Origin of the sequence: Pedobacter terrestris (assembly GCF_052343045.1) — a bacterium.
In the GTDB taxonomy this organism is placed as follows: Bacteria; Bacteroidota; Bacteroidia; order Sphingobacteriales; family Sphingobacteriaceae; genus Pedobacter.
The window spans coordinates 2,704,181-2,713,274 of record NZ_CP180264.1 but is presented as its reverse complement, the minus strand read 5'-3'; the positions used below and the strand labels follow the sequence as shown (position 1 = coordinate 2,713,274).

The 9,094-nt window shown below is 34.6% G+C and carries 9 protein-coding genes; 7 read left to right on the top strand and 2 right to left on the bottom strand.

The genetic code is table 11. From position 1 onward, the window contains the following. The first annotated feature begins 99 nt into the window (after positions 1–99). The gene (locus ACJVDH_RS11495; protein WP_443943546.1) at positions 100–747 is read left to right on the top strand and encodes a response regulator; all 648 of its coding nucleotides are present in this window, start codon (positions 100–102) and stop codon (positions 745–747) included. A 25-nt stretch (positions 748–772) separates the two neighbouring features. Here ACJVDH_RS11495 and ACJVDH_RS11490 read toward each other — a convergent pair whose 3' ends face one another. Both ACJVDH_RS11490 and ACJVDH_RS11485 read right to left on the bottom strand, forming a co-directional pair. Then, complete coding sequence (locus ACJVDH_RS11490; protein WP_443943545.1) at positions 773–958, bottom strand: hypothetical protein; 186 nt, start codon at positions 956–958, stop codon at positions 773–775. An 85-nt stretch (positions 959–1,043) separates the two neighbouring features. Then, complete coding sequence (locus tag ACJVDH_RS11485; RefSeq protein WP_443943544.1) at positions 1,044–1,790, bottom strand: LytR/AlgR family response regulator transcription factor; 747 nt, start codon at positions 1,788–1,790, stop codon at positions 1,044–1,046. Positions 1,791–1,936: 146 nt separating this feature from the next. On the opposite strand from ACJVDH_RS11485, the gene ACJVDH_RS11480 reads away from it, so the two are divergent. From ACJVDH_RS11480 to ACJVDH_RS11455, 6 genes are all read left to right on the top strand, one after another. Then, complete coding sequence (locus ACJVDH_RS11480) at positions 1,937–3,523, top strand: thioredoxin domain-containing protein (protein ID WP_443943543.1); 1,587 nt, start codon at positions 1,937–1,939, stop codon at positions 3,521–3,523. A gap of 97 nt (positions 3,524–3,620) precedes the next feature. After that, positions 3,621–3,812, top strand: coding sequence for a hypothetical protein (locus ACJVDH_RS11475; RefSeq protein ID WP_443943542.1), 192 nt, complete (start codon positions 3,621–3,623; stop codon positions 3,810–3,812). 110 nt (positions 3,813–3,922) lie between these two features. Next, a complete protein-coding gene (locus ACJVDH_RS11470; protein ID WP_443943541.1) occupies positions 3,923–4,111 on the top strand; it encodes a hypothetical protein in 189 nt (62 codons plus the stop codon). Positions 4,112–4,362: 251 nt separating this feature from the next. Further along, positions 4,363–5,460 (top strand): redoxin family protein, encoded by a 1,098-nt coding sequence (locus ACJVDH_RS11465; RefSeq protein WP_443943540.1) that lies wholly within the window; start codon positions 4,363–4,365, stop codon positions 5,458–5,460. A 115-nt stretch (positions 5,461–5,575) separates the two neighbouring features. Then, positions 5,576–7,762: a peptidase domain-containing ABC transporter gene (locus tag ACJVDH_RS11460; RefSeq protein WP_443943539.1), complete on the top strand. Its 2,187-nt coding sequence runs from the start codon at positions 5,576–5,578 to the stop codon at positions 7,760–7,762. Between the two features lie 2 nt (positions 7,763–7,764). Further along, on the top strand, positions 7,765–9,069 hold the full coding sequence (locus ACJVDH_RS11455; RefSeq protein ID WP_443943538.1) for an HlyD family secretion protein: 1,305 nt from the start codon (positions 7,765–7,767) through the stop codon (positions 9,067–9,069). Positions 9,070–9,094: the final 25 nt, after the last annotated feature.

Below are 9,094 nucleotides of genomic sequence, written 5' to 3'. Positions count from 1 at the left end.
ATATTTGTATTTTAATATTTACAAAAATAGACAAAAAAATAACTGACAGTTAAGTATAATAAGATAACTTTTTATAAATTGCAACATATTATAGAAACAATGAAGACAAAAAATGCTACAAGTACGCTCTCTGTGCTTATCGCAGATGATCATGAAATTATTCGCCGGGGCTTAAAAAGTTTAATTTCAGATTTTTGGACCGGCGTAACCATCACCAGCGCATCTACGTTAGAACAGGCATTAACTGAAGCGGAGAAAGCTCCAAATCTGATCATCATAGATGTTAACCTTCCGGGAGGTAACAACCTTAAAGTGATTGAACAATTGAAATTGGTTCAGCCGAATGCTAAAATTCTAGTGTTTTCTTCTTTAAATGAAAATATATATGCGGTACCATACTTAAAATCGGGCGCATCAGGTTATTTAGCAAAAAATGCTGAAGAATCTGAAATTGTAATTGCCATTACCACTATTTTAGCTGGCAGCAGATATTCTAGCCGCAATGTAAAAGAAAACATGTTCAACAGTATTTTAGGTAATGATGTTGATAATCCTTTTACAAAGCTTTCTGGTCGCGAATTGGAAGTTGCCGAGTTGCTTACCAAAGGCGTTGGCGTATTGGATATTTCTACGCAATTAAATCTTAGAATGGGTACTGTAAGTACGTATAAACTTCGCTTGTTTCAGAAACTCAAAATCAAGAGTATTATAGAACTTGCAGAAAAAATGAGCATTTACGAAAAATAAAAATTACTCCGGAACAGCGAAAGTTTTATTTTTCTTTCGCTGTTCCGGGGCCATTTTCCTTTCCAGATTCGTTCGGTGTAGAACCTGCCTCACCAAACTTTTCTGAAGCACCTTTTCCATTCTGGTCAAACGTGGCCTTTTCTTTCGCAGTTCCTGCATTTCCGCTGTTCGTCTCCTTTGGGGTATCTTTACTTTCTTTATGCTTTTCCATATTGTTTTTGTTTTAACAACATGAATGAGAAGAAAAAGGTTTGAAGTTTGTTTTGGAAAACTATTGCCTAGCAGGTAAAATCCATTTATGGATTTAAAAGATTGGAGGAAATAAATTTTCTGATATTTGCCCTGTAGAATTCACCAACTGGAACTGTCCATTTGTTCTTGAGATAAATGGTATTTCCTTCAATTTTCAATAGGTGATTGCTGTTAATTAAATTAGATTGATGAACTCGGATAAAGTATCTGTAGTGACTGAGTTTTCTCTCGATATTCGCCATAGTTGTGTTAAGTTGAAATTCACCTTTCATTGTGGCTACAAAAACAAGATGCATTTTTTTGTAGATCAGAATTATATCTTCTAGTTCCATTCGCAGGTATTTCCCCTTTACTTCGCCTTTAAGTAATACAAACGGTTGAAGCGTTAATTCTGTATTCGAGTGTTCTACTCTGTTTTTTATGATAGTTTGGGTTACTTTTGTCAAGTCAAATTCTTTTACCGGTTTTAAGAGATACACGTGTGCAAAAACCTGAAAGGCGTTCCAGCAGTAATTGGAATCATTGGCCGTAAAAATAATATGCGCAGCATGATGCGTAATGTTCCGGGCAAATTCAAAGCCAGACATTTCCGCCATGTTGGCTTCAATAAATATGACATCTATATTTTGCAAGTGCTCAATTTCACGAAGTGCGGTTAGCGGATTAATGTAACTGCATATAAAATTTAGAAAACCGAGTGCTGTAAGTTTCGATTTCAAATGCTCAGTTGAAACATTGTTATCATCAATGATTACACAATTTAATTTCTCTTTTGAATTTAATCGATACATGTTCCTCTATTGACTAAAAAATAAATTTTAAATCGTAAAAAATATGGGAACAATAAAGGTGTTTAGGGAAAGAATAAACGAGAGCGGAAGTGATAGTTAATAAAGATAGAAGATTTTTTGAAATTACTGCAATAAAACTGATGTTTATGTCTTTTACAATATTCATTCGTAATAAGAGTAACTCTTCGAGTATAGTCCACAAAATTTTAGAAAAGTTGGGCGTTAAATTTAATTCCTCAAGTATTTCATCTAAGTTAGAAGCACATCCTGAATATCCAAGTTTATTGTGTATAAGTGATTTTTTGTCCGATTGGTCGATCGATAATATTGCTTTCAAGATAAATAAATCAGAATATGATCCAGATGATCTTGAATTTCCTTTCGTTGCTCATTTGCCTGAAAAGGGTGGGAGATTTATTTTCGTTGAATCGATTCAAAATGGACTGGTAAACTTTTCTGACGAAAAGGCAAATGATCAGCATATAGATGAGCAAGAGTTTCTAACGCGTTGGGATGGAATTACTTTAAATGCTGAGGCGAACGCAAATAGTGCTGAACCCAATTATCGTTCAACCAGGATTAAGTCCTTTTTAAACTTTTTGTATTATCCGGCAGTAGTTATTTTGATATTCGCATTTTTTTATGTGCTTCCCAGATGGAATTTCATGAATCCAATAGGAATATTTATTGGTCTGGTTAAGTGTATTGGGTTACTGAGTACTATTTTGCTATTGGTTCAAAGTGTAAATTCAAGTAACAGCTTTATCGCAAATCTTTGCAGTTTAGCAAGTAAAAATGGATGTAATGCCATTTTAAAATCTGACGCGGCGAAATTAACGAGCTGGCTAAGCTGGAGTGAGGTTGGTTTTTTTTATTTCTTCGGGTCACTCGTGTTTTTTATTTTCCAACAAAACTCTATCCATTGGTTGGCCTGGCTAAGTTTAGCAACCATTCCTTATACAATTTACTCAATCGGTTATCAATATAAAAATAAGAATTGGTGTTTACTATGCTGTATTGTTCAAGGATCATTATGGACAGAATTTTTATTGTTTTTTATTGGTAATGCATTTGAAATGCCATCGTTTAATTTGGAAGTGATTCCTATTGCTATCCTTTCATTTTTACTTCCCATAACAGTCTGGGTGTTTTTAAAACCCCATTTCCTCCAATCTCTACAATTACAGCCTTTGCGCCGGCAATTAAATAAGTTTAAATACGACGTTGATCTGTTTAATAAAATGCTCACCAGTCAAGCAAAATATGCAGTTGATAGTGATCTTTTACCTGTTGTACTAGGGAATTTAGATGCAGACAAAACAATTACGATGGTTAGTAATCTTTTTTGTAATCCATGTATGAAAACGCATGAAATGTTGCAAAAATGGCTTTTAGAAAAAGATGATATCAACGTTAAAATAATTTTTACAACGGCTAATAAAGAAAATGACGAACGTACTAAAGTTGCTAGACACATTATTGCATTAAATCAATTAGATGATAAGAAATTGGTTGAAGAGGCAATAGATAATTGGTACAAACGGACGGACAAAAATTACGAAGATTGGGCAAAGATTTTTCCAGTCGTATTTAATCTGGATTTGGATATAGTGATGAAGAAGCAAAAAGAATGGTGTAGAATGGTAGAGATTACACATACACCAACCATTTTAATCAATGGCTACAAATTACCAGATCTTTACACATTAGAAGAAATTAAACAGTTCTTATGATTTCAAAGTGCTTTTTACATAAAACGAATGCAACGTTTATTGCATAGCTTAACTGTCTAACAAAAGATAGATTTATAAACTTTAAAATTTTAAAAAAATGAAAAAATTAAAAAAAATGCTTTCTCAAACACAAGTATTAACCCGCTCACAGCTTAAAAATGTCTTAGGTGGAACAACTGATGGTTTAGCAGTATCAATTTCTGGTATGGATTGCGGAACGTGTAACCCTGAGGATTGGTGTTGTGATATTACTGGAAGGTGTATTACTAGAATACAGCCCTGTCCTTAATAGACCGAGTAGTAAATGATAATAATAAGAAATATTTATATCAATTTATAGCCTCACTATCTGGCTAAAAGATAGATTTATAAACTTTAGAAATTTAAAATATGAAAACGATGAAATTAACAAAAACGCTTTCTCAAGCGCAAGTATTAACCCGGTCACAGCTTAAAAATGTTTTAGGTGGGCTACAGGAACTCTCAGTTGAAGGTGGTATGCCATGTGATAAAGTAGTTTGTAAAGCTGAAGATTGGTGTTGTGATACTACAGGGGTATGTCGTTCTAGAAACCCGAATGGCTGCTAATATGTATTGTAAGAACGTAACGAAGAACTTGAGGAAGTTCTTCGTTACTAACATTAGTTTTTGGTGCGAAACGGTAGTTCTTAAAACGAAAGTAAGTTGAAATAAATCCAACTGGTATATTTTTTTAAGTTGTTACTATCATATTTTTTATTAAGTCTGCCCTAAACTTTAAGTTGTATTTCAATTAAATATATAATTAATACAGTTTTATTTTCATAAAAATGCATAGAAAAATAATTATTTGCCTAATAATGATTCTGAATTCACTTATCAGTTTCGGTCAAAAGCCGAAACCAATCGATTTCAAAATTAATGGAAAAATAAATATTGATACTGGTATCGTCGAACTTCACTTGTATGATAAGGAAGATTCAGTTCATCAAAATATTGAAAAGATAACAGCACGGGTCATATCAGGCAAATTTCAGATGACTGGCAAAATACAAAATCCAATATTGGTGGGATTTAAGTTTGGCAGCAGCTATTTATCATACCGAACAGTTTTGGATACAGGTGCACAATCTATTACCCTCAACGTTGATTCTAATTATGAAGAGCCTAAAAATACCAATGCGGTTACGCAAGAAAGCGTTGCTTATAATGCTTTTTTCAAAGAGGTTTTTAATAAAGGATCGCTTCAACGGATGGAAAGAAATAAGATCTACGATCAATATGGAAACGATATTCCTTACGGTATTGAATTAAAGATGATGAACGATGTGACTGCGAACGGTGATCGCATCGATTCTGTAACGTTGAACTATGTTAAGCTTCATCCAAATTCCTATTATGCGTTGTCCACTTTAGTAAGTGCATTTCTTGGAGGTTACCGACCAGTATTAGAGACTGCTGTTGATACATTTTCCGATAACCTAAAAGAATCCACCATGTGGCAAATGATATTTAAGAAAATGAACATGGCCAAACGGGTTTCAAAAGGGAATACTTTTCCTGATTTTGTAGCATATACTCAAAATAAGCAACCGTTAAATAAGGCAGTTTACGCCAAAAACAGATACACATTGATTGATTTTTGGTACAGCAGTTGTGGGCCGTGCATCGCACAGGCGCCTCAGTTGGCGAAAATTCGAAGTACATTTATTTCTAAAGGATTTGACATCGTCGGAATATCTATTGACAATGAGAATAAAAGACAAGCTTGGTTAGATGCCATTGAAAAGCATAGCCTCACCTGGCCACAATTTATAGATTTGGGCGGTGTAGAAACTTCTAAACTTAATATTCATGTCTTTCCGACTAATTTTCTGCTGGATGAAACTGGAACAATCGTCGCTGTGAATTTATTGCCTATACAAATCCACGAATTTTTGAAAACACATCTGGATTAATCTAGTTTCTTGAGTTTATTTTCAACAACTATTATGTTTATTTATGTCTATTTTGTTTTATTTTTTTGGATTGCTTTAGCTATATTTATTTCGATTGAACTAAAGCAAACCCATATTGAAAGCCTTTCCTCACTACAAACAGCCCGATCAAATGGATTGTGGTCCAACTTGTCTTCGTATGATTGCAAAACATTATGGAAAAAACTTCAGTTTACAACGACTTCGTGATATCAGTGGTATAAATCGAGAAGGTGTTTCTTTATTGGGGATTAGTGAGGCCGCAGAAAAAATCGGCTTCCGGACAAATGGAATGAAAATAACACCACGGCTTTTGTCAGAAATTGACTTGCCGGTAATCTTGCACTGGAATCAGAATCATTTTGTTGTTTTATACCGCATTGCGAGAGGAAACTTCTATATCGCAGATCCTGCAAAAGGCCTGATTATTTACAGTGAAAAAGAATTTTTGAGACACTGGGCAAGTACAATTCAGGAAAATAATCGTGAAGGAATTGTACTGACTATAGAAACTACTCCACGGTTTTATCTACATGATGGCGATCGTGAAAATGGCCTAAATCTAAGCTACCTACTCAGTTATTTGAGAAACTACAAACAGTTGATCTTCCAACTTTTTGTAGGGCTCGCTGTTGGTAGCTTACTTCAATTAATTTTACCTTTTTTAACTCAAAGTATTGTAGATACCGGAATCAATACACGCAATTTGAATTTCATTTATGTTATTGTAATTGCGCAAACCATGCTTTTTGTTGGTCGGTTATTTGTTGAATTTATTCGAAGTTGGATTTTACTGCACATTAGTACACGCATTAACATTTCTATTCTTACTGATTTTATCATCAAGTTGATGCGGTTGCCGATGGGTTTTTTCGATACTAAAATGACCGGTGATATTCTGCAGCGCATGCAAGATCAGAATAGAATACAATCGTTTCTTACCGGCTCTACACTTAATGTTGTTTTTTCACTATTCAATCTGGTGGTTTTTGCTTTTGTATTGGCCTGGTACAATCTTACTATATTTTTGATTTTTCTGATCAGCAGTATTTTATATACAATTTGGACCATCCTGTTTTTAAGTAAAAGAAGAACGCTGGACTTTAAACGTTTTGATATGTCATCAAAGAACCAAAGTGCTGTGGTACAATTAATAACCGGTATGCAAGAAATTAAGTTAAATAACTCTGAGCAGCAAAAGCGCTGGGAATGGGAGTCAGTACAAGCGGGCTTGTTTCGGTTCAGTATCAAAAGTTTATCCTTAACCCAAATTCAACAAACAGGTACGTTTTTCATTAATGAAGGAAAAAATATTTTAATCACCTTTATTGTTGCAAAGGCTGTAATTGATGGAGATTTAACCTTAGGAGCAATGATGGCGATACAATCAATTGTTGGCCAATTAAATAGTCCTATAGAACAGTTACTAGGTTTTTTACAACAGTTACAAGACGCAAAAATAAGTTTGGAGCGACTCAATGAGATTCATCAGCTCGAAGATGAAGAACCTGTAGACAGAGTATTCGCCAACGAATTGCCAAATGACAGAAGCATTAGTATTCATAATCTAACCTTCACTTATCCCGGAGCAGGAAATGAAGCTGTCTTATCTAATATCAATTTGACGATTCCTGAAGGAAAAACAACCGCAATTGTGGGTATGAGCGGAAGTGGGAAAACGACGATTTTAAAATTATTATTGAGGTTTTACGAAGCACAAAAGGGAGATTTAAAGATAGGACCAGTTCAATTAAGGCAAATAGGTTATCGTTTTTGGAGAGGGAAATGTGGAACGGTGATGCAGGATGGATTTATTTTTTCAGATAGCATTGCCAAAAATATAGCTGTAGGTGATGATTACCCCAATTCGATAAAGTTGCGACATGCAATAACCGTAGCCAATATAAACGAGTTTATCGACAGTTTGCCTTTAGGTCTACATACTAAAATTGGTGCTGCGGGTAACGGAATTAGTCAGGGACAAAAACAGCGGATATTAATTGCACGCGCTGTTTATAAAGATCCGGAATACATTTTTTTCGACGAAGCTACAAATGCGCTCGATGCCAATAATGAAAAGATAATAATGGAAAATCTTGAAAATTTTTTCAAAGGCAGAACGGTTATTGTAGTTGCCCATCGTCTAAGTACGGTTAGAAATGCAGATAATATAATTGTTTTGAATAAAGGTAAAGTTACTGAACAAGGTACGCATCTGGAGCTTACTAAAAAGCGAGGCGAATACTATTTATTGGTGCAAAATCAGTTAGAACTTGGAAATTAATTATGGAAGATCAAGATGAAAATACGCAGGGAACCAGTACAATATATCAAAATGAAAAGATAAGTGATGAAGTGCAAGAGATCATTACTTCTGTTCCGAAATGGATTTTACGATGGGGGATAACACTGATATTTTCAGTTGTTTTTGGTATTGTTTTACTTTCAGCGTTAATTCAGTATCCGGATATTGTGAAAACAACTCTAAAAGTAAACAGCTTAAATTCACCTAAACCAGTTTTGGCGAAGCAAAATGGGAAACTTATTAGACTTTTAGTGAAGGACGGTGAGGTGGTTAAAAAGAATCAAACTTTAGCCTTCTTCGAAAGTACCGCATCTCATGAAGATGTTTTACGCCTGAATATTGTTTTAAAGAACTTTCAGAATAATTTACTGAATCTTGTTGAAAATCAATCGGCTTTGCCAACTGGACTCAACTTGGGAGAATTGCAGGGAAGTTATCAAAGTTTTTATCAGCAATATCTGCAGTATCAATCCACTCAGAAAAATGGCTACTATTTGAAAAAAATGCGCTATCTGTCTAAAGATCTGGAAGGTATAAGAAAGTTGAAAGCGCAGATCTTGCGCCAGCAGAGTGTTCAACAAAAGGAATATATAAATCAGCAGCAAGAATATGATGCTTATCAGAAATTGTACAAAGACAAAGTGATTTCCAGAAGCGAATTCATACAACAAGAAAACACCTATTTGAATGCCAAGTATCCCTTGCAACAAACTGAAACAGCTCTGGTTAATAATGAAACAACGTATGCAGCAAAGGAAAAAGAACTGCTGGATATTAGACATACTATTGCTGAAGAACAAGCTAAATTTATACAATCACTTAATCAATGCATTACAGACAGTGATTCTTGGATACAAAAATACGTTTTGGATGCGCCTTTTGCAGGTAGAGTTAGCTTTGCGGGCATTGTCCAGCAAAATCAAAACTTTCTCGTCAATCAGGAAGTTTTTGTTATTAATCCAGGGAACACTGATTTCTTTGGAGAGTTGCAGATTCCACAAAACAATATGGGAAAAATCAGAGTAGGAGAAGAGACGTTGGTTAAGCTGAGAAGTTACCCGTATGAACAATTTGGAATGATCAGAGGAAAGCTTACATACATTTCAGACGCGGCTTATAAAGATAGCGTCTTCATCGCGAAGGTAAGCTTTAATAAATACGAAAATAAAGACCCTCAAAGACAAGTCCAACTCAAAAACGGAATGCTCGCCGATGCAGAAATCATCACCGAAGAAACTTCACTATTGCGAAGATTATTACGTAATATGAACAAAATGGTTGAATAAAATTTGGATTCAGATGCGATTTGTG